19 protein-coding genes are annotated in these 21599 nt (G+C 70.5%); 8 read left to right on the plus strand and 11 right to left on the minus strand.

Translation table 11 applies throughout. From position 1 onward, the window contains the following. Nucleotides 1–184 precede the first annotated feature (184 nt). The gene (ppdK, locus tag LHJ74_RS10535) at nucleotides 185–2914 is read right to left on the minus strand and encodes a pyruvate, phosphate dikinase (protein WP_260217643.1); all 2730 of its coding nucleotides are present in this window, start codon (nucleotides 2912–2914) and stop codon (nucleotides 185–187) included. A 428-nt stretch (nucleotides 2915–3342) separates the two neighbouring features. Further along, nucleotides 3343–4002 carry an NAD(P)-dependent oxidoreductase gene (locus tag LHJ74_RS10540; RefSeq protein WP_260217644.1) on the minus strand — a complete coding sequence of 220 codons (660 nt, stop codon included), beginning with the start codon at nucleotides 4000–4002 and terminating at the stop codon, nucleotides 3343–3345. Between the two features lie 153 nt (nucleotides 4003–4155). Here LHJ74_RS10540 and LHJ74_RS10545 point away from each other — a divergent pair, with 153 nt between their 5' ends. Further along, nucleotides 4156–4563: a winged helix-turn-helix transcriptional regulator gene (locus LHJ74_RS10545; RefSeq protein WP_260217645.1), complete on the plus strand. Its 408-nt coding sequence runs from the start codon at nucleotides 4156–4158 to the stop codon at nucleotides 4561–4563. 176 nt (nucleotides 4564–4739) lie between these two features. After that, nucleotides 4740–4967: a dodecin gene (locus LHJ74_RS10550; protein ID WP_260217646.1), complete on the plus strand. Its 228-nt coding sequence runs from the start codon at nucleotides 4740–4742 to the stop codon at nucleotides 4965–4967. A 46-nt stretch (nucleotides 4968–5013) separates the two neighbouring features. On the opposite strand, the gene dusB is transcribed toward LHJ74_RS10550, so the two are convergent. Together dusB and LHJ74_RS10560 are read right to left on the minus strand one after the other, a co-directional pair. Next, on the minus strand, nucleotides 5014–6165 hold the full coding sequence (gene dusB / locus LHJ74_RS10555) for a tRNA dihydrouridine synthase DusB (RefSeq protein ID WP_260217647.1): 1152 nt from the start codon (nucleotides 6163–6165) through the stop codon (nucleotides 5014–5016). Further along, entirely contained in the window at nucleotides 6162–7121 is a 960-nt protein-coding gene (locus LHJ74_RS10560) for an MmyB family transcriptional regulator (RefSeq protein WP_260217868.1), read from the minus strand. The genes dusB and LHJ74_RS10560 overlap by 4 nt, the downstream gene beginning before the upstream one ends. 167 nt (nucleotides 7122–7288) lie before the next feature. Here LHJ74_RS10560 and LHJ74_RS10565 point away from each other — a divergent pair, with 167 nt between their 5' ends. Continuing rightward, nucleotides 7289–8740 carry an MFS transporter gene (locus tag LHJ74_RS10565; protein ID WP_375546724.1) on the plus strand — a complete coding sequence of 484 codons (1452 nt, stop codon included), beginning with the start codon at nucleotides 7289–7291 and terminating at the stop codon, nucleotides 8738–8740. 43 nt (nucleotides 8741–8783) lie between these two features. On the opposite strand, the gene LHJ74_RS10570 is transcribed toward LHJ74_RS10565, so the two are convergent. Further along, on the minus strand, nucleotides 8784–9632 hold the full coding sequence (locus tag LHJ74_RS10570; RefSeq protein WP_260217648.1) for an ABC transporter permease: 849 nt from the start codon (nucleotides 9630–9632) through the stop codon (nucleotides 8784–8786). Nucleotides 9633–9643: 11 nt separating this feature from the next. After that, on the minus strand, nucleotides 9644–10555 hold the full coding sequence (locus tag LHJ74_RS10575; protein WP_260217649.1) for an ABC transporter ATP-binding protein: 912 nt from the start codon (nucleotides 10553–10555) through the stop codon (nucleotides 9644–9646). A gap of 219 nt (nucleotides 10556–10774) precedes the next feature. Here LHJ74_RS10575 and LHJ74_RS10580 point away from each other — a divergent pair, with 219 nt between their 5' ends. After that, nucleotides 10775–11674: a GbsR/MarR family transcriptional regulator gene (locus LHJ74_RS10580; RefSeq protein WP_446033484.1), complete on the plus strand. Its 900-nt coding sequence runs from the start codon at nucleotides 10775–10777 to the stop codon at nucleotides 11672–11674. Between the two features lie 27 nt (nucleotides 11675–11701). Here the strand turns inward: LHJ74_RS10580 and LHJ74_RS10585 are convergent, their stop codons facing one another. The 3 genes from LHJ74_RS10585 to LHJ74_RS10595 all read right to left on the minus strand — a co-directional run bounded on the left by LHJ74_RS10585 (nucleotide 11702) and on the right by LHJ74_RS10595 (nucleotide 16451). Continuing rightward, nucleotides 11702–12862: an MBL fold metallo-hydrolase gene (locus tag LHJ74_RS10585; RefSeq protein ID WP_260217651.1), complete on the minus strand. Its 1161-nt coding sequence runs from the start codon at nucleotides 12860–12862 to the stop codon at nucleotides 11702–11704. Nucleotides 12863–12938: 76 nt separating this feature from the next. After that, nucleotides 12939–14687, minus strand: a complete 1749-nt coding sequence (locus LHJ74_RS10590; protein WP_260217870.1) for an ABC transporter ATP-binding protein — start codon at nucleotides 14685–14687, stop codon at nucleotides 12939–12941. Nucleotides 14688–15068: 381 nt separating this feature from the next. Then, nucleotides 15069–16451 (minus strand): glycine--tRNA ligase, encoded by a 1383-nt coding sequence (locus tag LHJ74_RS10595; RefSeq protein WP_260217652.1) that lies wholly within the window; start codon nucleotides 16449–16451, stop codon nucleotides 15069–15071. A 192-nt stretch (nucleotides 16452–16643) separates the two neighbouring features. Here LHJ74_RS10595 and LHJ74_RS10600 point away from each other — a divergent pair, with 192 nt between their 5' ends. The 4 genes from LHJ74_RS10600 (at nucleotide 16644) to LHJ74_RS10615 (ending at nucleotide 19874) form a co-directional block, all read left to right on the plus strand. Further along, complete coding sequence (locus tag LHJ74_RS10600) at nucleotides 16644–17678, plus strand: metal ABC transporter substrate-binding protein (protein ID WP_260217653.1); 1035 nt, start codon at nucleotides 16644–16646, stop codon at nucleotides 17676–17678. 54 nt (nucleotides 17679–17732) lie between these two features. Beyond that, nucleotides 17733–18494 carry a metal ABC transporter ATP-binding protein gene (locus tag LHJ74_RS10605; protein ID WP_260217654.1) on the plus strand — a complete coding sequence of 254 codons (762 nt, stop codon included), beginning with the start codon at nucleotides 17733–17735 and terminating at the stop codon, nucleotides 18492–18494. Continuing rightward, nucleotides 18491–19372 (plus strand): metal ABC transporter permease, encoded by an 882-nt coding sequence (locus LHJ74_RS10610; protein ID WP_260217655.1) that lies wholly within the window; start codon nucleotides 18491–18493, stop codon nucleotides 19370–19372. Before LHJ74_RS10605 ends, LHJ74_RS10610 begins: the two co-directional genes overlap by 4 nt. A 91-nt stretch (nucleotides 19373–19463) precedes the next feature. After that, on the plus strand, nucleotides 19464–19874 hold the full coding sequence (locus LHJ74_RS10615) for a Fur family transcriptional regulator (protein WP_260217656.1): 411 nt from the start codon (nucleotides 19464–19466) through the stop codon (nucleotides 19872–19874). Nucleotides 19875–19914: 40 nt separating this feature from the next. Here LHJ74_RS10615 and LHJ74_RS10620 read toward each other — a convergent pair whose 3' ends face one another. Both LHJ74_RS10620 and recO read right to left on the minus strand, forming a co-directional pair. Beyond that, nucleotides 19915–20739, minus strand: coding sequence for an isoprenyl transferase (locus LHJ74_RS10620; RefSeq protein WP_260217657.1), 825 nt, complete (start codon nucleotides 20737–20739; stop codon nucleotides 19915–19917). 116 nt (nucleotides 20740–20855) lie between these two features. Further along, entirely contained in the window at nucleotides 20856–21599 is a 744-nt protein-coding gene (recO, locus tag LHJ74_RS10625; RefSeq protein ID WP_260217658.1) for a DNA repair protein RecO, read from the minus strand.

Below are 21599 nucleotides of genomic sequence, written 5' to 3' on the forward strand. Positions count from 1 at the left end.
CCCTCATGAGTGCCTCGGATCAGTCGATGGAAAGACCATGATCCGGCGGTGACAGTGTCCATTCCGTCGACTGAACAAGATCACCGGCAATGAGGTGGGGGCGGCCCTCCGCACAAGGGCCGCCCCCGGGCCGGGGCGTTCCGACGCCGTGAGGGTCGGGGGACGACGGGCGCCCCGGAGGTTGTCAGCTCACGTCGCCCGCCGCCGCGCGACCCGCCTCCAGGCGGGCCACGGGGATGCGGAACGGCGAGCAGGAGACGTAGTCCAGCCCCGCCTCGTGGAAGAAGTGCACCGACTCGGGGTCGCCGCCGTGCTCGCCGCAGACGCCGAGCTTCAGGTCGGGGCGGGTGGCGCGGCCCGCCTCCACCGCGCTGCGTACGAGCGCGCCGACGCCGTCCTTGTCGATCGTCTCGAAGGGGGAGACGCCGAAGATGCCCTTCTCCAGGTAGGCCGTGAAGAAGCTGGCCTCCACGTCGTCGCGGGAGAAGCCCCACACCGTCTGGGTGAGGTCGTTGGTGCCGAAGGAGAAGAAGTCCGCCGACTCGGCGATCTGGCCGGCGGTCAGCGCGGCCCGGGGCAGCTCGATCATCGTGCCGAGGGTGAGTCCGAGGTCGACTCCGTAGGTCTCCTCGACCTCCGCGATGACCGTTTCCGCCTCCTCCCGTACGATCTCCAGCTCCTGCACGGTGCCCACCAGCGGGATCATGATCTCCGCCCGCGGGTCCCCCTTGGCCGTGATCTTGCGCTCGGCGGCGGCCTCGGCGATGGCTCGTACCTGCATGGTGAACAGGCCGGGGATGACCAGCCCCAGCCGTACGCCGCGCAGCCCCAGCATCGGGTTCTGCTCGTGCAGCCGGTGCACGGCCTGGAGGAGGCGCAGATCGTTCTCGTTGGCGTCCTTGCGTGACTCGGCGAGGGCGACGCGTACGGACAGCTCGGTGATGTCGGGCAGGAACTCGTGCAGCGGCGGATCCAGCAGCCGTACGGTCACCGGGAGGCCGTCCATCGCCTCGAACAGCTCGACGAAGTCGCCCTTCTGGAGCGGGAGGAGACCGGCGAGGGCGGTGTCCCGCTGGGATTCTGTGTCGGCGAGGATCAGCCGCTCGACCATCTCGCGCCGCTCTCCCAGGAACATGTGCTCGGTACGGCACAGTCCGATGCCCTGGGCGCCGAAGCGCCGTGCACGGGCCGCGTCCTCGGCGTTGTCGGCGTTGGCCCGTACCCGCAGCCGCCGCATCCGGTCGGCGTACGCCATGATCCGGTGCACGGCCTTTACCAGCTCGTCGGCGTCGTCAGCGCCGGCGTGCATGCGGCCCTCGAAGTACTCGACGACCGGTGACGGGACGACGGGCACCTCGCCCAGGTAGACCTTGCCGGAGGAGCCGTCGATGGAGACGAGGTCGCCCTCCTCTATCACCGTGCCGCCCTGCGTGGTCAGCCGCCGCCGCTTGGTGTCGACCTCCAGCTCCTCCGCGCCGCAGACACAGGTCTTGCCCATGCCTCGGGCGACGACGGCCGCGTGCGAGGTCTTGCCGCCCCGGCTGGTGAGGATGCCCTCGGCGGCGAGCATGCCGTCCAGGTCGTCGGGGTTGGTCTCGCGGCGGATCAGGATGACCTTCTCGCCGGAGCGCGACCACTTGATGGCGGTGTACGAGTCGAAGACGGCCTTGCCGACCGCCGCGCCCGGGGAGGCCGCGATGCCCCAGCCGAGCTGCTGGGCCTGGGCGTCCGAGGTGAAGCGCGGGAACATCAGCTGCGCCAGCTGCGCGCCGTTGACCCGCTGAAGCGCCTCGGCCTCGTCGATGAGCCCCTGGTCGACGAGCTGGGTGGCGATCCGGAAGGCGGCGGCGGCGGTGCGCTTGCCCACCCGGGTCTGGAGCATCCACAGCTTGCCGCGTTCGATGGTGAACTCGATGTCGCACAGGTCCTTGTAGTGCGTTTCGAGGGTTTCCATGATCTGCATCAGCTGGTCGTACGAGGTCTTGTCGAGCTGTTCCAGATCCGCGAGCGGCACGGTGTTGCGGATTCCCGCGACGACGTCCTCGCCCTGCGCGTTCTGGAGGTAGTCGCCGTAGACGCCCTGCTGGCCGGTGGCGGGGTCGCGGGTGAAGGCGACGCCGGTGCCGCCTCCCCTGGAATCCGCGGCGGGGCCGAGGTTGCCGAAGACCATCGAGCAGATGTTGACGGCGGTGCCCAGGTCGTGCGGGATGCGTTCCTGGCGGCGGTAGAGCCGGGCGCGGTCGCCGTTCCACGAGTCGAAGACGGCCTGTACGGCCAGGTCCATCTGCTCGCGGGGGTCCTGCGGGAACTCGCGGCCGGCCTGCTTGCCGACGATCGCCTTGAACTGTTCGACGAGCTGCTTGAGGTCCTCGGCGGAAAGTTCCACGTCGGTGGCCGCTCCCCTGCGCCGCTTCGCCTCCTCCAGGGCCTGCTCGAAGAGTTCACCGTCGACCGCCAGCACGGTCTTGCCGAACATCTGGATGAGCCGCCGGTAGGAGTCCCAGGCGAAGCGCTCGTCGCCCGCCTGGGCCGCGAGCCCCTGCACCGACTCGTCGGAGAGGCCGATGTTGAGGACGGTGTCCATCATGCCCGGCATGGAGAACTTGGCGCCGGAGCGGACGGAGACGAGCAGCGGGTCGTCCGGCTGGCCGAGCCGCTTGCCCATCTTCGCCTCGAGGGCCTCCAGATGTGTGCTCACCTGGTCACTCAGTGCCGTGGGTGCGACGCCGGATTCGAGGTAGACCTTGCATGCGGCGGTGGTGATGGTGAATCCGGGTGGCACCGGGAGACCCAGCTTGGTCATCTCGGCGAGATTGGCACCCTTCCCGCCCAGTTGATCTTTGAGGTCTTTGTTGCCCTCGGTGAAGTCGTAGACGAACTTGTGGGTTGCTTCTTTTTCCGAGTACTCCGACACGGGACTCGACTCCTCGCGGACGGCTGCCCTGACGGCGGGGAGCGTACCCAGATCGAAGGCGTAGGAGCGCGTCCATCACCACGCCATGCGGGTGTAACCACCCATCCGCCGAATGATCAAAAGTGGCTGGAATCCCACGCCGAATGCCGAGACCTTCAGGCATCGAACACATGACTGCACTGCGTGAGGGGTCAGGGGTGAATCAATACGGAGTGCGAGTGAGTTCTTCAGCTCACATACCAAGGGATGGTAAACACTTGGGGTGCTCGTTGGAGTTCTAGAACTCACAGATGAGCGCTCACATGAGCATGCAAGTGATCAGAGTGGCGAGCATCACGCCGTCAGGGGCACCCGGATCCCACGATCCGGACACCCCTGAAGCACTTGAAGGCACTCAGTGCCACCCAAAAATCAGCTACGGCGAGACGTCAGTAGCCGACGGTGAAACGCTCGCCCCGGTGCCGGGGCTCCTCGATCTCGTCGACCAGCGCGACCGCGTAGTCCTCCGCGCTGATCCGGCTCTCGCCCTGGGCGTCGGTGACCAGGTCCTCCAACGCGGTGCGGTAGGTGCCGGTACGTTCGCCGGGTTCGATGGTCGCCGCCGGGCTGATGCTGGTCCAGTCGACATCCGTGACGGTGCGGTAGTAGTCCAGCGCGTCACCCTGCCCGTGCATGACCTGAAGTACCAGCTCGGGCAGCCCCTCGGCGTCCCACACCCGCCTGCCGTCAGCGGTCCGCAGCGACCCCGCGCCGCCGACCGCGATCAGCCGCGGCGCTTCCGCGCCCAGGGAACGCAGCCCTTCGACGAGCGCAGCCGTGGCCTCACGTACCAGCGTGGCGTGCGCGGCGCCGTCCTCGTAACCGCCGCCGACCGCGCTGACCAGCACGTCGTATCCGGAAGCCGCCGCCGCGACGGACACCGGGTCCCGGACGTCCCCGGTGGTGACGGTCAGCCGGGCATGATCCTCACCGGCCAGCTTGGCCGGGTCGCGGACGACGGCGGTGACCTCGTGCCCGCGCGAGAGCGCTTCGCGCAGGATGCGGAGGCCGATGGTGCCGTTGGCGCCGAAGAGCGCGAGGGTACTCATGATTTTCCTTAGAGGTGAAGAGGGAGAGTCACGGACAGACGACGGCGGCCGGAGCCGAGCGCGCACTTCACTCGCCGTCACACGGATCAACTCCGCAGGTCGCACCATTGTTTCCCACGGATACCAGGCACCTTCAAGTGCTATTGTCACCCTGTGGATACCATTGACCCCGACCAGCGCGGGAGCGGAACCGCCGTCCTGCTGGCCGATACGCTCGACTGCCCCAGCAGGCCCGTACTCGACCTGCTCGGCAGCAAGTGGAGCGTGCTGATCATCCTCAATCTGGCTGCGGGCACCTGCCGCTTCACGGAGCTGCGGAAGGCGGTCACCGGGATCACTCCGAAGGTCCTGACCGCCAACCTGCGCGGCCTGGAACGAGACGGTCTGGTCAGCCGGGAGATCTTCGCCGAAGTCCCGCCGCGCACCGAGTACTCGCTGACCCCGCTCGGCGAGAGTCTGCTGGTGCCCTACAAGGCCGTGCAGGACTGGGCCTGGGAGCACTGGGGCACGATCCTGGAGCGCCGCGAGGGGCAGTCCGCCACGCGCCCGGCCGCCGGCTGAGCGCCCACCCTCGTTCGTGGCGTATCAGGGCCACGCCGTGGCCCTGATACGCCACGTTCCTCCCATAACGGCACCTTCGGCCAACCGGCGGTGCTTCCGTTCGCATGCCTCCGCGTCATCGGGGCACCGTGGGGGACAGTTCTACGCCCCAGCACCTCCAGCGAACGGAGAGCGTGATGTCAGACCACACCTACCGGGTGACAGAGATCGTCGGCACCTCGTCCGAAGGAGTGGACGCCGCCATCCGCAACGCGGTGAGCCGGGCCTCCGAGACGCTGCGCGAGCTGGACTGGTTCGAGGTGACCGAGGTACGCGGCCACATCGAGAACGGGCAGATCGGGCACTTCCAGGTCGGCCTGAAGGTCGGCTTCCGCCTGGAGGAGGGCGCCGACGCGGGGTCCTGACACCTCCGGACGACGGGCCCCCGGACGAGGGGTGCCTCGCTCCGCGTCAGCCGCCGGAGGTGTCCAGTTCGGCGTCCGCGCCGACGCCCGCGCAGTCGTACGGATCGGCCAGCCAGCCGTCCGGCAGTACGACCCGGTTGCGCCCGGAGGTGCGCCCGCGCGGGCCGTCGGCGCCCGACGGCCAGGGCTGGTCCAGATCCACATCCGCCAGCAGGGCGCCCAGTTCCTCCAGGGAGGAGGTCACCGCGAGCCGCTTGCGCATCTCCGAGCCCACCGAGAAGCCCTTGGTGTACCAGGCCACGTGCTTGCGGAAGTCGATCACGCCGCGCGCCTCGTCCTCCAGCCACTCACCCAGCAGCCGCGCGTGCCGCAGCATCGTCTCGGCGACCTCCCGCAGTGTGGGCTCGGCGGACCCGGCGGGCGAATCCGGCGTGCCCGCGCCGAAGGCGTTCACCAGGTCGCCGAACAGCCAGGGCCGCCCCAGGCAGCCCCGCCCCACCACGACACCGTCGCAGCCGGTCTCGCGCACCATCCGCACCGCGTCAGCGGCCGACCAGATGTCGCCGTTGCCGAGCACCGGAATCTCGGGCACGGCCTCCTTGAGGCGGGCGATGGCCTCCCAGTCGGCCGTGCCGCCGTAGTGCTGCGCCGCCGTACGGCCGTGCAGGGCGATGGCGGTGACGCCCTCCTCGACCGCGATCCGGCCCGCGTCCAGATAGGTGAGATGCCCGTCGTCGATGCCCTTGCGCATCTTCATCGTCACCGGCAGGCCGCCGGCGCCCGTCACCGCCTCGCGCAGGATCGCGCGCAGCAGGTTCCGCTTGTACGGCAGCGCGGAGCCGCCGCCCCGGCGGGTCACCTTGGGCACGGGGCAGCCGAAGTTGAGGTCGATGTGGTCGGCCAGGTCCTCGTCCGCGATCATGCGCACCGCCTTGCCGACGGTTGCCGGGTCCACGCCGTAGAGCTGGAGGGAGCGCGGCTTCTCGCCCTCGTCGAAGTGCACGAGCCGCATCGTCTTCTCGTTCCGCTCGACCAGCGCGCGAGTGGTGATCATCTCGCTGACGAACAGCCCCTTGCCGCCGCTGAACTCCCGGCACAGGGTCCGGAACGGCGCGTTGGTGATCCCCGCCATCGGGGCCAGCACGACGGGGGGCCAGACCGTGTGCGGACCGATCCGGAGCGGAGGCGGCAGGGTCATCGCGCGGTGAGCCTTTCGTAGGGCGGCGGCTGGGAGCGGAACTGCGGCTGCGGCTGGAAGGTGGCCTCCTCATTGTCGCGTATCCGCGCGAGGAGCCGTTCCATCCGTTCGCGGGTCTCCTCGTCGTGCGGGACATAGACGCCCAGGCGCGGCCCCTGGCCGCTGCCCAGCCAGAGCCGGGTGGGGTTGCAGTGCAGCAGGCCCACCTGCGGGTGCCGGAAGCGCTTGATCTTCGTCGCGGGAGCGACCACCTCATGCCGGTCCCAGACCTCGCAGAACTCCTCCGACGCCGACTGGAGCCGCTTGACCAGCGCCTTCCAGACGGGATCGGCGACATGCCCGGCCATGGCCGCCCGGAAGTTCGCCGTCATCAGGCGGAGCGTCTGCTCCCGGTCGACGAGCGCCGCGCGCCATTCGGGGTTGGTGAAGGTGAGCCACAGGCAGTTGCGGTCCTCGTACGGAAGGGCGTCCAGATCGCAGAGCAGCTTGCCGTACGTCCGGTTGTAGGCCAGGACGTCGTAGCGGGCGTTCTGCACACAGGCGGGGTAGGGCTCCAGCTGCTCCAGCATCTGGCGCAGCGGGGCCGATACGGGACTGCTGCACTCCTTGCCGGGCGTGGGGTCGGCGGCGCCCGCCAGCGCGAACAGATGGGAGCGCTCGGTCGGATCGAGGAGCAGGGCACGGGCGAGGGCGTCCAGGACCTGCGGCGACACCTGGATGTCGCGCGCCTGCTCCAGCCACGTGTACCAGGTGACGCCCACTGCCGAGAGGTGTGCGACCTCCTCCCGGCGCAGCCCCGGCGTACGCCTGCGGCGCCCACGGGGCAGACCCACCTGCTCGGGGGCGATGCGCTCGCGGCGACTGCGCAGGAAGGCCGCCAGCTCCCGGCGGCGCACCCCGCCGCCGTCCACACCCCTGGTGCTCCCCGCCTGGTCGCCTGTCCCGTCCACAGCCATGCTCATCAGTCCATCATGCGGCCGGCGGCAGCCCGTTTCCAGGTAGCGGCAGTACCAGGATAAAGACACTCTGGTACCAGCTTGCGGCGTGCCGCAGTGTCAGCACCGTGAGCAAATCCACCGCACAGAGTCCGCCCACGCATCCCGTCCCGCACTCGGGGGCCGAGGTGCTGCCCCGTGTCCGCCGCATCCCCGCGCCCACCGCCACGCCCGGCCCGGCGCCCGGAGCAGCCACCGGCTCCCCGCTGAGCCCGCTCGGCCTGTTCACCGTGCTGTTCGGGGCGGCCCTGCCACTGATCGACTTCTTCATCGTCAATGTCGCCCTCGCCAGCATCGGCCGCGACCTGAACGCCGACGAGGCACTCCTCGAACTCGTCATCGCGAGCTACGGGGTCGCCTACGCCGTGCTGCTCGTGCTCGGCGGCAGGCTCGGCGACATGTTCGGCCGCCGCACGCTGTTCCTGGCCGGGCTGGCGGCCTTCGGAGTCACCTCGCTCGCCTGCGGGCTCGCCCCGGACGCCTGGACCCTGATCGCCGCGCGAGCGGCCCAGGGCGCCTCGGCCGCGATGATGCTGCCGCAGGTGCTCGCCACCATCCAGTCCTCCACCACGGGCGAGCGCCGGGCCCGCGCCATCGGCCTCTATGGCGCCACGGCCGGGCTGGCCATGGTCGCCGGACAGATACTCGGCGGCGTACTGGTCTCCGCCGACCTCTTCGGGACCGGCTGGCGGTCGGTGTTCCTCGTCAACGTGCCCGCCGTGCTGATCGGTCTGGTGCTGGTCTGGCGCACCGTCCCGGAGACCCGTTCGGAGCGCCCCTCCCCCATCGACGTACCGGGCACCCTGCTGCTCGCCGCCGCCCTGGTCACGCTGATGGTGCCTCTGACCGAGGGCCGGGCGGCAGGCTGGCCCCTGTGGTCCTGGCTCTCGCTGGCCGCGTTCCCCTTCTTCGCCGTCGCCTTCGCGACCGTGGAGCGCCGTGCGGAACGCGCGGGCCGTACACCGCTGGTGCCGCCGAGCCTGCTGGCCCTGCCGGGCATGCGGCAGGGTCTGCCCCTGGTCTCGCTCACCGTCGGGAGCTTCGGCGGCTTCATGTTCGTCATCGCCATCGCCTTCCAGCAGGGGCTGGACTACGGGCCCGTCGAGGCGGGCACGGCGCTGGTGCCGTACGCGGTCGCCTTCTTCTTCGCCTCGCTCGCCGGGCCACGCCTGACCAACCGCTACGGCAGCCGCGTCATCGCGGGCGGTGGCCTCATCCAGATCGCGGGCCTGACGGTCCTCGTGCTGACGGTGCTGAACGCGTGGGACGGCCTGAGCTTCCTGGAGCTGGCACCGGGCCTGGCCCTGGCGGGCTTCGGTCAGGGCTCGATCATGCCGGTGGCCGTCCGGATGGTGCTGGCGGACATTCCCAGCGAGAAGGCGGGCGTGGGCGGCGGAGTGATGGCCACGGTCCAGCAGTCCTCCATCGCCCTGGGCATGGCCCTGATCGGCGCCCTGTTCCTGGCGCTGGCCCCCAGCCTCGGCATGCGCGAGGCGCTGGCCTGGTCCCTGACCGCCCAACTGGCAACGGTGGCGGTCATCACCCTCCTGAGCCTCCGCCTGCCCCGTTCCTCCAGGTGACCGGTGACGTGGGGGAGCCGGTCCGTCCGCACTTCAGCCCGCCCTAACCGATCCGTCGCAGGGCCCTGTCGCGGCGCGCTGCCACGCTCGACCCGGACTCCCCGCGCGCCATCCGGCGCAGGACGAACGGCGCGACCGCCAGGCCCAGTAGGGCCCAGGCTCCCAGCGCGCCCACGGTCTCCAGCTGCCGCCAGGACCCGCCGATCTCGACGCTCACCGCGCTCTCCGGCAGCAGCGCGGACCGCATGCCGAGGCCGAGCCAGTAGACCGGCGAGAAGTGGGCGGTCCCCTGGAGCCATTCCGGCATCGAGGTGATCGGATAGAAGATGCCGGAGACCGCGATCATGCCGAGCACGACCAGCTGGAGCAGTCCCTGGCCACGGGAGCTGGTGAACACCGAGCCCAGGACCGCGCCGAGCGGCAGGGTCGCCAGCATGCCCAGCACCAGCACCCAGGTCAGGGTCAGCCAGGCGTCCAGGCTGCCGACCGCGAGGCCGTCGATGATCAGCAACCCGGGCAGGAGCAGGATGGCGAGTTGGACGAACAGCCCCCCGGCCACCGTGACGACCTTGCCGACGAGGTAACTCCGCATCCCGTCCGGTGTCGCCTTGGCGCGCAGCAGTGTCCCGTCCTCGCGTTCGGCGGTGAGCGTCTGAGCCATGCTGACCATGCCCATCGCGGCGTTCATCCCGAGGATGCTGGGCAGGGCCAGGGTGCCGAGCAAAAGTCCTTCGGAGCCGAACGGCCTGTCCCGCATGAAGTACAGGACGGCCAGCATCAGCACCGGCCAGAGCAGATGCGCCAGCAGATCCCCGGCGTTGGTGAACGACTGCCGCAGTTCGATCAGGCCACGGGCCCAGCCCGCCCGCAGGGCCGTGGCCGCCGGGGTCATCGCCGGGATCATCACTGTGCCGCCTTCGCTTCGCGCGCCGCGGCCTCGCCCTGCCGCACCAGCTCCAGATAGGTGTCCTCCAGCGAGGCCCGGCGGACCTCCAGGCCGCTGATCTCCTCGCCGTACGCGTGGAACAGCCCGCGCACGAACGCGGTCGATCCGGGCGTCGACGTGACGAAGTTCCGTCCGTCGCGCGTCCATCGCACCTCGTCCGCGGCCGTCGTCCGCCGCGCCAAGTCGTCCGCCGGACCGTCCGCGACGATCCGCCCTCCGGCGAGGATCAGGATGCGGTCGGCGAGCTTGTCCGCCTCGTCCAGATCGTGGGTGGTGAGGAGCACCGTGGTCTCGCGGTCGTCTGCGAGCCGTTGGACGAGGCCGTGGAACTCGTGCCGGGCCTCCGGGTCGAAGCCCGCGGTGGGCTCGTCCAGGAACAGCAGTTCGGGTCGGCCCACGAGGCCGATCGCCACATCCAGCCGGCGCCGCTGCCCGCCGGACAGCGTCCTGATCTTCCGGTCCGCATGCTCGCTCAGGCCGACCGCCTCCAGGAGTTCCCCGGTGTCCCACGGCCGCCGGATCGCGTCGGTGGAGTAGGGGGCGTAGTACGTACCGAGATGGGCGAGCAGTTCACGCACCCGCCACCGGCCGTGGTCACGCCAGGACTGGAGCACCACGCCCAGCCGGGCCCGCCACTGCTCCGTGCCGTGCGCCGGGTCCGTGCCGAGCACCCGGACCCGGCCCGCCGAGCGCGCCCGGAACCCCTCCATGATCTCGATGGTGGTTGTCTTGCCCGCGCCGTTCGGCCCGAGCAGTGCCAGCACCTCCCCCTGGCGCGCCCCGAACGTCACGCCGTGCAGAACATCGGTCGTGCCGTAACGCATACGCAGTCCCTCGACATCGAGCACGATTTCCCCGCTCGTCGCCATCAGCTCACCCCGCTCTTTCCGATCGCCGCGAAAGCTACGTTGCGTTTCCTGTTTGGTCAACGCCGAAGCTTGGAATTCAGCTGATTTATGCGTGATTTCCGGGCAGAGAATTGCAATGACCATGCGCGTTAATGCACAAGTGGACCGGCGGAGCGTTGCAATGTACTGATGGTGAACGCACACTGGGCGGACCATCGGCACAACGGGAGGCGAACGCGGATGCCGGGCGGCAGGCTGACCCAGCAGGACCGGCAGCACATCGCCTCGGGGCTGACCCAAGGGCTCCGCTACGCCGAGATCGCCAGGCAACTGGGCAGGCCCACCTCGACCGTCAGCCGGGAGGTGATCCGCAACGGCGGAACCGACAGCTACCGTGCGGACCGCGCCCAGTTCGCCACCGGACGGCGTGCCCGCCGCCGCGGGACGGCTCCGCCCGCGGAACCGCCGACCGCCCGCGACGCCCACGGGCGTGACCCCGGGGAGGTGCGTGGATTCGCCGAGCAGTTCGCCGCGATGATGGTCCGGACGGGGGTCCCCCGGATGGCGGCCCGCGTGCTCGCCCGCCTGTTCACCGCGGACTCCGGCACTCTGACCGCCGCCGAACTCGTCCGTGACCTCCAGGTCAGTCCCGCGTCGGTGTCCAAGGCCATCGGATACCTGGAGGAGCTGGAGGTGGTCCGGCGGGAACGCGACCCCCGCCGGCGGCGCGAGCGATACGTCATCGACGACGACGTCTGGCTCCGGGCCTGGACGACGAGCGCGCGCACTCACGCGATGTGGGCGGAAGCCGCTCAGCGGGGCGTCGAGATCCTCGACCCCGCCACACCGGCGGGAGCCCGACTGAACCACATGAGCCGATTCTTCGCGCGCCTGAGCGAAGACATGGCGGGCGGGCCCGCCGAAGCCGTCCTCGACGACGCGCTGACCCTCCTCGCCGCGCTCGTCCACACCCGCCCGTCACTCACGGCTGAAGAGCTGGCCGCCGCACTGGGCTGGACGCCGGACCGTGTCCACCACGCCCTGCACGCGACCGCCGGTCCGGAGCGGCTCAACAGGGCTCAGCAGGCCGCGTTGGGCCGTCTCCACGCGGACCAGCGGCCTTCCCCCGAGAACCCTTGACGCCTGCCCGCCTACGCGCCTGCCCGCCTACGCGCCCGTCCTGCCGGACGTCTCCGGCTCGGGCGCCCGCGCGGCCGGACGCGTCGCGGCCCCGGCCTCCTGACGGCTCGCGGCGGGCGCGCCCGGAGTACGCCACCACGGCGCCACCGGCAGCTCGGCGGAGGGATCGAAGGACCCGCCCGGGGCCGGTATCGCCACCCGGACGTCCGCCTCGGCGGCGGCCGTGAGCATCCGCTCGGCGGGCTCCCGCCACGGGTGCGGGGCCAGGTTGAAGGTGCCCCAGTGGATGGGGAGCAGTGCACCCCGGGAGGCCGCGCCGCCGGAGAGGTCGAGGTGGGTACGGACGCCCTCCTCCGGGGTCATGTGGATGTCGGGCCAGAAGTCGCTGTAGGCCCCGACCTGGATCATCGTCGCGTCGAAGGGACCGTACTGTGCGCCGGTGTCGGCAAAGCCCGAGAAGTAGCCGGTGTCACCGCTGTGGAAGATCCGGTGGTCCGGCCCCGCCACCGCCCAGGACGCCCACAGGGTGCGCTGCTTGTTGCGCAGGCCACGGCCGCAGAAGTGGCGGGCGGGGGTGGCGGTCAGGGTGAGCCCGGAGAGCTGCACCGACTCGTGCCAGTCCAGCTCCGTGAAGCGGTCGGGGCTCAGGCCCCAGCGCTCCAGATGGGCGCCGACACCCAGCGGGACGGCGAAGTGCACGTCCGAGCGGGCCAGCGCCCGGATCGTGGGCAGGTCGAGGTGGTCGTAGTGGTCGTGCGAGATGACGACCGCGTCCAGCCGCCCGAGCCCGGACAGCGGCAGCGGCGCCGGATGGAAGCGGCGGGGCCCGGCGAAGGCGAAGGGGGAGCAGCGCTCCCCCCAGACCGGGTCGAACAGCACCCGGCGGCCGTCGATCTCGGCGAGCACCGTCGCATGGCCGAGCCAGGTCAGCCGGAGGCCGGACGCGGGCGGGGTGGAAAGATCCGGCCGCTGGAGCGGGAGGGGCGCGTCGGGCCTGCGGCCCTTGCGGCTGAGCAGCGCGCGGAGCATCTCCAGCCGGGAGTTTCCCTCCCCGGGCGGCCTCGTCGCCGCGTGCGGCGGATTGCGGAAGCCTCCGGCCGACATGTCGTACTGCGGCGAGCGCTGTATCCGCGCCAACCGCTCCCCCGTGGGCTCGGCGCCGAACGAAGCGGGCCGCATTCCGGTCATGAGACCTCCAGTTGAACGCATGAACGGGAAACGCCGGGGCCGTGGCGGATGTTCCGGGTGGTGCGCGCCATACCGTTCAAGCCTCGCTAAGGAACTGGGTGGCCGCCAGTTCGGCGTAGAGCGGGTCGATGGCCAGCAGTTCCGTGTGAGTGCCCACTGCCTGTACGCGCCCGGAGTCCATGACCACGATCCGGTCGGCCATGGTCACCGTGGACAGCCGGTGGGCGACGACGAGCACGGTGGTGGTCCGGGCGGTGTCGGAGACGGTGTCGCGCAGCGCCGCCTCGTTCACCGCGTCGAGCTGCGAGGTCGCCTCGTCCAGCAGCAGCAGCCGCGGGTTGCGCAGCAGCGCCCTGGCGATGGCCACGCGCTGGCGTTCACCGCCGGAGAGCTTGGTCCCCCGATGGCCGACCAGGGTGCCGAGGCCCTGGGGCAGCCGGTCCACAAGCGGGTCGAGCCGGGTGGTGCGCAGGACCTCGCGCAGCTGTTCGTCAGGGGCACCGGGCGCGCCGAGCAGAAGGTTGTCGCGCAGCGAACCGGAGAGCACCGGGGCATCCTGCTCGACATAGCCGATGGCGGCGCGCAGCTCGGCGACGTGCCAGTCGCGGATGTCCCGCCCGTCCAGTCGGATGAAGCCCTCCGTCGGTTCGTAGAAGCGCTCGGTGAGCGAGAAGACCGTGGTCTTCCCGGCCCCGGACGGGCCGACGAAGGCGGTCATGCCACGGGCGGGGACCTCGAACGACACCCCGTGATGCACCGGGGGGAGGTCGGGGGCGTAGCGGAAGTGCACGTCGTGGAAGGACAGCGCGGCAGGCCGCGGCTGCGCCCCGACGGTGGGGAGCGGGGCAGCGGCCCCCGGGGCATCCGACCGCTCCGGCTCGGTGGGCAGCGCGTGCGCCTCCTGGATGCGGGCGACCGCCGCCGAGCCGACCTGGTACTCGGTGACGGCGCTGACCAGCTCCCGGATGGGCATCATCAGATAGAAGACGTACATCAGGAACGCGATGAGGGTGCCGATCTCGACCGCCCCGGAAGCCACCCGCGCCCCGCCCACGGCGAGCACCGTGAGGAAGGCGATCTGGGAGGCCATCCCCGCCGTGTTGCCGGCCAGAGCGGACCACTTGGCGGCCCGCACGCTGGCCCGCCAGGACTCCTTGGCGGCGGCGTGCAGCCCCTCCTCCTCGCGGTGCTCGGCGCCGGACGCCTTGACCGTACGCAGGGCGCCGAGCGTCCGCTCCAGGGCCGCGCCCATCACGCCGACCGACTCCTGGGCCGCCTTGCTGGCCCGGTTGATCCGCGGGACGAGCAGCCCGATGACCAGGACCGCGAAGCCGAGCACGCCCGCGGTCACGGCGAGCAGGACGAGGTCGAGCACGCCCATCATCACCAGGGTGGCCAGCAGCGTCAGCGCCCCGGTCACCGCGCCGACCAGGGAGTCCGTGGTCACGGCACGCAACAGCGTGGTGTCCGAGGTGACGCGGGCCATCAGGTCGCCGGGCTCGGTATGGTCGACGGCGGATATCCGCAGCCTCAGCAGATGCGAGACCAGCCCACGGCGGGCGGTGAGCACAACGGATTCCGCCGTGCGCCGCAGGACGAACGTGCCGAGCGCGCCGACGGAGGCGTTGAAGAAGACCAGCGCGGTCATCAGCACCAGCGCGCCCGCCACCGGGCGGTCGTCGCCGAGGTTGTCCACGAGCTGCTTGGCGGCGAGCGGGAGGACCAGGCCGGTGGCTCCGGTCGCCAGGCTCAGCAGCCCGCCGAGCAGCAGCCAGCGGCGGTAGGGGCGGACGTACCCCAGCAGGACGCGCCAGGCGGGCGGCAGCGGCGGGCCGGACTCGGCGGCGGGCGGTGAGGCCGGAGCGGTCTCGGCCCGCTCCGGCCTCGGTGCCGGTTCCGGCACCGAGGTGTCCCTGGCGGAGGCGGTGTCCCTGGCTGAGTCGGCAGCGGTGCGGGCGGCGGCATCCTGCGAAGTGTCCACTAGGTCCTCGGGCTCGTTACCGATGACGTCCAACGGCCCGGGGCCGGGCGCACCCCCGGGAAACGCTCCGGCGGCGGCAGACGTTCCTGGGGTCACTCGGGTGGATCCTCCGGGTTCCGGCACGACCCACCCGGCAGACCCCGATGCCGCAACATGCGGCGGGGCCCGGCTTCCGGAGGGAAGCCGGGCCCCGGCGCGCGCGACCGGAGAACCGGAAGCTCGTGGTCAGCAGCCGATGAGCCTGCTGGCGAGGTAGCCCTCGATCTGGTCCAGCGAGACGCGCTCCTGCTTCATGGTGTCGCGCTCGCGCACGGTCACCGCGTTGTCGTCCAGGGTGTCGAAGTCGACGGTCACACAGAACGGCGTGCCGATCTCGTCCTGACGGCGGTAGCGGCGGCCGATCGCACCGGCGTCGTCGAACTCGATGTTCCAGTGCTTGCGCAGCGCCTCCGCGAGGCCGCGCGCCTTCGGCGACAGCCGCTCGTTGCGCGACAGCGGCAGCACCGCGACCTTGACCGGGGCCAGCCTCGGGTCGAGGCGCATCACGATGCGCTTCTCCATCTTGCCCTTGGCGTTGGGCGCCTCGTCCTCCGTGTAGGAGTCGAGCATGAAGGCGAGCATCGCCCGGTTGAGACCGGCCGCGGGCTCGATGACGTAGGGAGTCCAGCGCTCGCCGGCCTCCTGGTCGAAGTACGACAGGTCCTGGCCGGACGCCTTGGAGTGCGCGAGCAGGTCGAAGTCGGTGCGGTTGGCCACGCCTTCGAGCTCGGAGAACTCGGTGCCGCCGAAGTTGAAGCGGTACTCGATGTCGGCCGTGCGCTTGGAGTAGTGCGACAGCTTTTCCGCCGGGTGGTCGTACCAGCGGATGTTCGCCTCCTGGATACCGAGGTCCCGGTACCAGTTCCAGCGCTGCTCCATCCAGTACTCGTGCCACTCCTCGTCCTCGCCCGGCTTGACGAAGAACTCCATCTCCATCTGCTCGAACTCACGCGTCCGGAAGATGAAGTTACCCGGAGTGATCTCGTTCCGGAAGGACTTACCGGTCTGCGCGATGCCGAACGGCGGCTTCTTCCGCGACGTCTGCTGCACGGAGGCGAAGTTGGTGAAGATGCCCTGGGCCGTCTCGGGGCGCAGATAGGCGACCGAGCCGGAGTCCTGGGTCGGGCCGAGGTGGGTGGAGAGCAGACCGGAGAACTGCTTGGGCTCCGTGAAGGCGCCCTTGTTCCCGCAGTGCGGGCAGTTGATGTCGGCCAGACCGGCGGCGGGCGGACGGCCGTGCTTGGCCTCGTACGCCTCCTCCAGGTGGTCGGCGCGGAAGCGCTTGTGGCAGGAGGTGCACTCGGTGAGCGGATCGGTGAAGGTGGCGACATGGCCCGATGCCTGCCAGACCTCGGGGGCCAGGATCACCGAAGAGTCGATTCCGACCACATCGTCGCGCGAAGTGACCATGGAGCGCCACCACTGGCGCTTGATGTTCTCCTTGAGCTCCACACCCAGCGGCCCGTAGTCCCAGGCGGCGCGCTGACCGCCGTAGATCTCACTGCACGGGTACACAAAGCCACGGCGCTTGCTCAGGCTGACGATGGTCTCGGTCTTGTCGGCGGCCACGGTGCTCTCTTCATCAACGACGACGGAATACCTCAGATTACCGGCGAGGGAGGGGCCCGGATCAAATCGGTTTGGTCTGCACACCGATTCGCCCGCCACGCCCCCGGCTACTCGCGTGCGCCGACCATGTCACACCCGTGGGACCCCCGTGTCAGTTGACTATGGTTTCCATTAGAGGTGAAAATGAGTGTCATGAACACCAGACGCCCTCTCATACGCAGCACCGCCACCGCCGGAGCCCTCGCACTCGCCGCCGTCACACTCTCCGCCTGCGGCAGCGACTCTTCCGGCGATGGCGGAAAGGTGAGCGTCGTCGCGTCGTTCTATCCCATGGAATTCCTCGCCAAGGAGATCGGCGGAGAGCACGTCTCGGTTTCGGCCCTGACCAAGCCGGGCGGCGAGCCGCACGATCTGGAGCTCTCCCCCAAGCAGGTCGGCGAGTTGGGCGAGGCCGATCTCGTCGTCTACCTCAAGGGTCTCCAGCCCGCGGTCGACACGGCCGTCGAGCAGTCCGAGGTCAAGTACAAGGCCGAGGCCACCTCCTTCACCGAGCTCGAAGAGCACGGCGAGGCAGTGCACGGCGAAGAGGAGCACGCTGGGGAGGAGCACGGCGAGGAGGAGCACGGCGAGGAGGAGCACGGGCACGGCGAGGAGGAGCACGCCGAGGAGGAAGAGGGCCATGAGGGCCACGACCACAGCGCGGGCAGCGCCGACCCGCACATCTGGCTCGACCCCACGCGTTATGCCGAGGTCGCCGAGGGCGTGGGCACCCAGCTCGCCAAGGCCGACCCGGAGCACAAGGCCTACTACGAGAAGCGCACCGCCGCCCTCGTCAAGCGGCTCACCACGCTGGACAAGGACTTCAAGAGCGGCCTCGAGACGAAGAAGACCGACACCTTCATCACCACCCACGCCGCCTTCGGCTACCTCGCCGAGCGCTACGGCCTGCACGAGGAGGCCATCTCCGGCGTGGACCCGGAATCCGGTTCGGTGAGCGGCGCGCACATGAAGGAGCTGCACAAGGTCGCCAGGGAGGACGACGTCAGCACGGTCTTCTTCGAGAGCAACGCGAGCGACGCGACCGCGAAGACGCTCGCCGAGGACCTCGACCTCAAGACCGGCGTCCTCAGCCCGCTCGAGTCCGTCCAGGACGCCGAGAAGGATGACTACTTCTCGGTCATGCGCGCGAACCTGGCCGCTCTGCGAACCGCACTCGACGCGAAGTGACCCGTGCGGCACCCGTACGGCACCCGGCGTGACCCGGCGCGAAGGAGACACCCCATGAAGTCACAGGAGCCCGTCATATCGCTGCGCGGTGCCACCGCGTCGCTCGGCTCGCGGCCGGTGCTGCGGGGGCTGGATCTGACCGTGGAGCGCGGCGAGGTCGTCGCACTGCTCGGCCCGAACGGCTCGGGGAAGTCCACCACCGTGCGGGCGGTCATCGGCCAGATCCCCGTGACCTCGGGCACGCTGGAGCTGTTCGGCAAGCCGCTCGCACGCTTCCGCGACTGGCGGCGGGTCGGCTACGTACCGCAGCGTTCCACGGCCGCCAGCGGCGTCCCCGCGACCGTACGCGAGGTGGTCTCCTCCGGGCGGCTCGCGCGCGCCCGGCTGCGCCCGCTCAACCGCGCGGACAAGGAGGCGGTGAACGCCGCGATGCGGCTCGTCGGGATGGAGAGCCGGGCCGGGGACTCGGTGAACGCGCTCTCCGGCGGCCAGCACCAGCGGGTCCTGATCGCCCGCGCGCTCGCGGGCGAACCCGACGTGCTGATCATGGACGAGCCCCTCGCCGGGGTGGACCTGGCCAGCCAGCAGGTGCTCGCCGACGCGCTGGCCGAGCAGACCCGGAACGGCACCTCGGTGCTGCTGGTGCTGCACGAGCTGGGTCCGCTGGCCCCGCTGATCGACCGTGCGGTGGTGCTGCACGAGGGACGGGTCGAGCGCGTCGACCATCCGGAGCGGCTGCACGACCTTGCCTGCCACCCCCACGACACGAACGAGGCCGATCCCGCCTCCAAGATCGAGACCGGGCTGCTGTCATGACCGAGATGCTCGGGTACGAATTCATGCAGCGGGCGCTGCTGGCCGCGCTCGTCGTCGGCATCGCGGCACCGGCCGTCGGGATCTATCTGGTCCAGCGGCGGCAGGCGCTCATGGGCGACGGCATCGGCCACGTCGCGCTCACCGGTGTCGCCCTCGGCTTCCTGCTCAGCACCAGCCCCGTGTGGATGGCGGTGCTGGTCGCCTCCCTCGGCGCGATGGGCATGGAGCTGATCCGCTGGTACGGCAAGACGCGCGGCGATCTCGCGCTCGCCCTGCTCTTCTACGGCGGCATGGCCGGCGGCGTCATGATCATCAATCTCGCCCCGAACGGCTCCAACGCCAACCTCGTCACCTATCTGTTCGGTTCGATCACCACCGTCTCGCAGCCCGACCTCATCAACATCGTGTGCCTGTCCGCGGCCGTGCTGCTCGTCTGCGTGGGCCTGCGGCGGCAGCTCTTCGCCATCTGCCAGGACGAGGAGTTCGCCCGGGTGACCGGCCTGCCGGTGCGGCTGCTGAACCTGCTGCTCGCGGTCACCGCGGCGGTCACCGTCACGGTGTCGATGCGGGTCGTCGGACTGCTGCTGGTCAGCGCCCTGATGGTGATCCCGGTAGCCACCGCGCAGCAGGCCACCCGCGGCTTCGCGACGACGCTCGGGCTGTCGGTGCTGTTCGGGGTGCTGGTGACACTTTCCGGCACCACCCTCTCGTACCACGCGGACGTGCCCCCGGGCGCCAGCATCGTGCTGATCGCCATCGGGCTCTTCGTTGTGGTGACGGTACTGGCCACGCCGCTGGCGCGCAGACGTGCGAAGCGTGCTGCGGCGGACGGCGGGACAGGCACCCTGGAAGAGGAGTACACACCGGTGAGGGCGTGACGGCGTAACGACTGCCACCGGTTTCCGCCCGATACACCTGGCACAATGGCGAGCCGGTCCGAAGAGCAGTCGACGAGTGGAGGAGGCGACGGTGACCACCGCAGGTCCCCCCGTACGCGGACGGTCGACCAGGCAGCGTGCTGCCGTGGCGTCGGCGCTGGCGGAGGTCGAGGAGTTCCGCAGCGCGCAGGAACTGCACGACATGCTCAAGCACCGCGGTGATTCGGTCGGTCTGACCACCGTCTACCGCACCCTGCAGTCCCTCGCCGACGCCGGCGAGGTGGACGTGCTGCGCACCGACGAGGGCGAATCGGTCTACCGCCGCTGCCACAGCGACGACCATCACCACCACCTGGTCTGCAGGCACTGCGGCAAGGCCGTCGAGGTGGAGGGACCGGCCGTGGAGAAGTGGGCCGAGTCGATCGCCGCGGAGCACGGCTTCGTCGATGTCGGCCACACCGTCGAGATCTTCGGCACCTGCGGGGACTGCGCCCCCCGGTAGACCGCCGGGCGCGGCGGCCGGTGCGAGTGGCGTGCGCGCCCTAGGCCGGCGGCTCCACCGCCGGGTCGGCCGCGCCGCCGAAGCGCCGGTCACGCCGGGCGTACTCCAGGCAGGCGGCCCACAGGTTGCGGCGGTCGAAATCCGGCCACAGCACGTCCTGGAAGACCATCTCCGCGTACGCGCTCTGCCAGAGCAGGTAGTTGGAGATGCGCTGCTCCCCGGAGGGCCGCAGGAAGAGATCCACGTCCGGCATGTCCGGGTAGTACAGGTAGCGGGCGAGTGTCTTCTCGTTGACCTTCGCCGGGTCGAGCCGCCCCGCGTGTACGTCCTCCGCGAGCGCCTTCGTGGCGTCGGCGATCTCCGCACGGCCGCCGTAGTTCACGCAGAAGTAGAGCGTCATGGCGTCGTTGTCCTGGGTCTGCTCCTGCGCGACCTGGAGCTCCTGCACCACCGACTTCCACAGCTTCGGCATCCGGCCCACCCAGCGGATGCGGATGCCCAGCTCGTTCATCTCGTCCCGGCGGCGGCGGATGACATCGCGGTTGAAGTTCATCAGGAAGCGCACCTCGTCGGGCGAGCGCTTCCAGTTCTCGGTGGAGAAGGCGTAGAGGGACAGGTTGCGGACGCCCATTTCCAGACAGCCCTTGAGCACGTCCATGACGACGCCCTCACCGACCTTGTGCCCCTCGGTACGCGGCAGCCCGCGCTCCTTGGCCCACCGCCCGTTGCCGTCCATCACCACCGCCACATGGCCCGGCACCAGCTCACCGGGGATACGGGGCGGCCGGGCACCGGAGGGGTGCGGCTCGGGGACTGCGTAGTCGGACACGCGACGCTGCCGGGACAGCATTCCGCGACGGGCCATGCGGGCTCAGCTCCATCGGGTCGTACGGGGCCTCAGGGATCAGGCTGCCGAGCCTATCGTCTGTGCGGCGCGCCGGTTCCGGGGCTCGGTGGCCCCTGGGCGGGGGGGGGCAGGGCTCAGCGTACGTAACGCAGCGAGCGCAGCCCGCGCTCCAGATGCCAGTGCAGATACGCGGAGACCAGCCCGCTCCCCTCTCGCGTGTGCCGGGCCTCGGTCGCGTCGGCCGTCGCCCAGTCGCCGGTCAGCAGCGCGCCCAGCAGGCGCAGCGCCTCGGGCGAGGGCAGCACGCTGCCGGGGACCCGGCAGTCCCCGCACACGGTGCCGCCCGCGGCGACGGAGAAGAAGCGGTTGGGGCCCGGCAGCCCGCACCGGGCGCAGTCGCCGAAGCTGGGCGCGTAGCCGTTGACGGCGAGGGAGCGGAGCAGGAAGGCGTCCAGCACCAGCCCGGGGCCGTGCTCGCCGGCGGCGAGGGTGCGCAGGCCGCCGACGAGCAGCAGATACTGCTGCACCGCTGGTTCGCCCTCCTGGTCGGTGAACCGCTCGGCGGTCTCCAGCATGGCCGTACCGGCGGTGTAGCGGTCGTAGTCGCCGACGATGCCGCTGCCGTACGGGGCGATGGTCTCCGTCTGTGTGCAGAGCGGCAGGCCGCGGCTGATCAGCTCACTGCCGCGCGCGAAGAACTGCACGTCCACATGGGAGAAGGGCTCCAGCCGGGCCCCGAACTTCGACTTGGTGCGCCGCACGCCGCGCGCCACCGCTCGCACCCGGCCGTGGCCGCGGGTGAGCAGGGTGATGATCCGGTCCGCCTCGCCCAGCTTCTGGGTGCGCAGGACGACCCCGTCGTCACGGAAGAGGCTCAT

It is taken from the genome of Streptomyces gossypii (genome assembly GCF_025165795.1).
Taxonomy (GTDB): Bacteria; Actinomycetota; Actinomycetes; order Streptomycetales; family Streptomycetaceae; genus Streptomyces; species Streptomyces gossypii.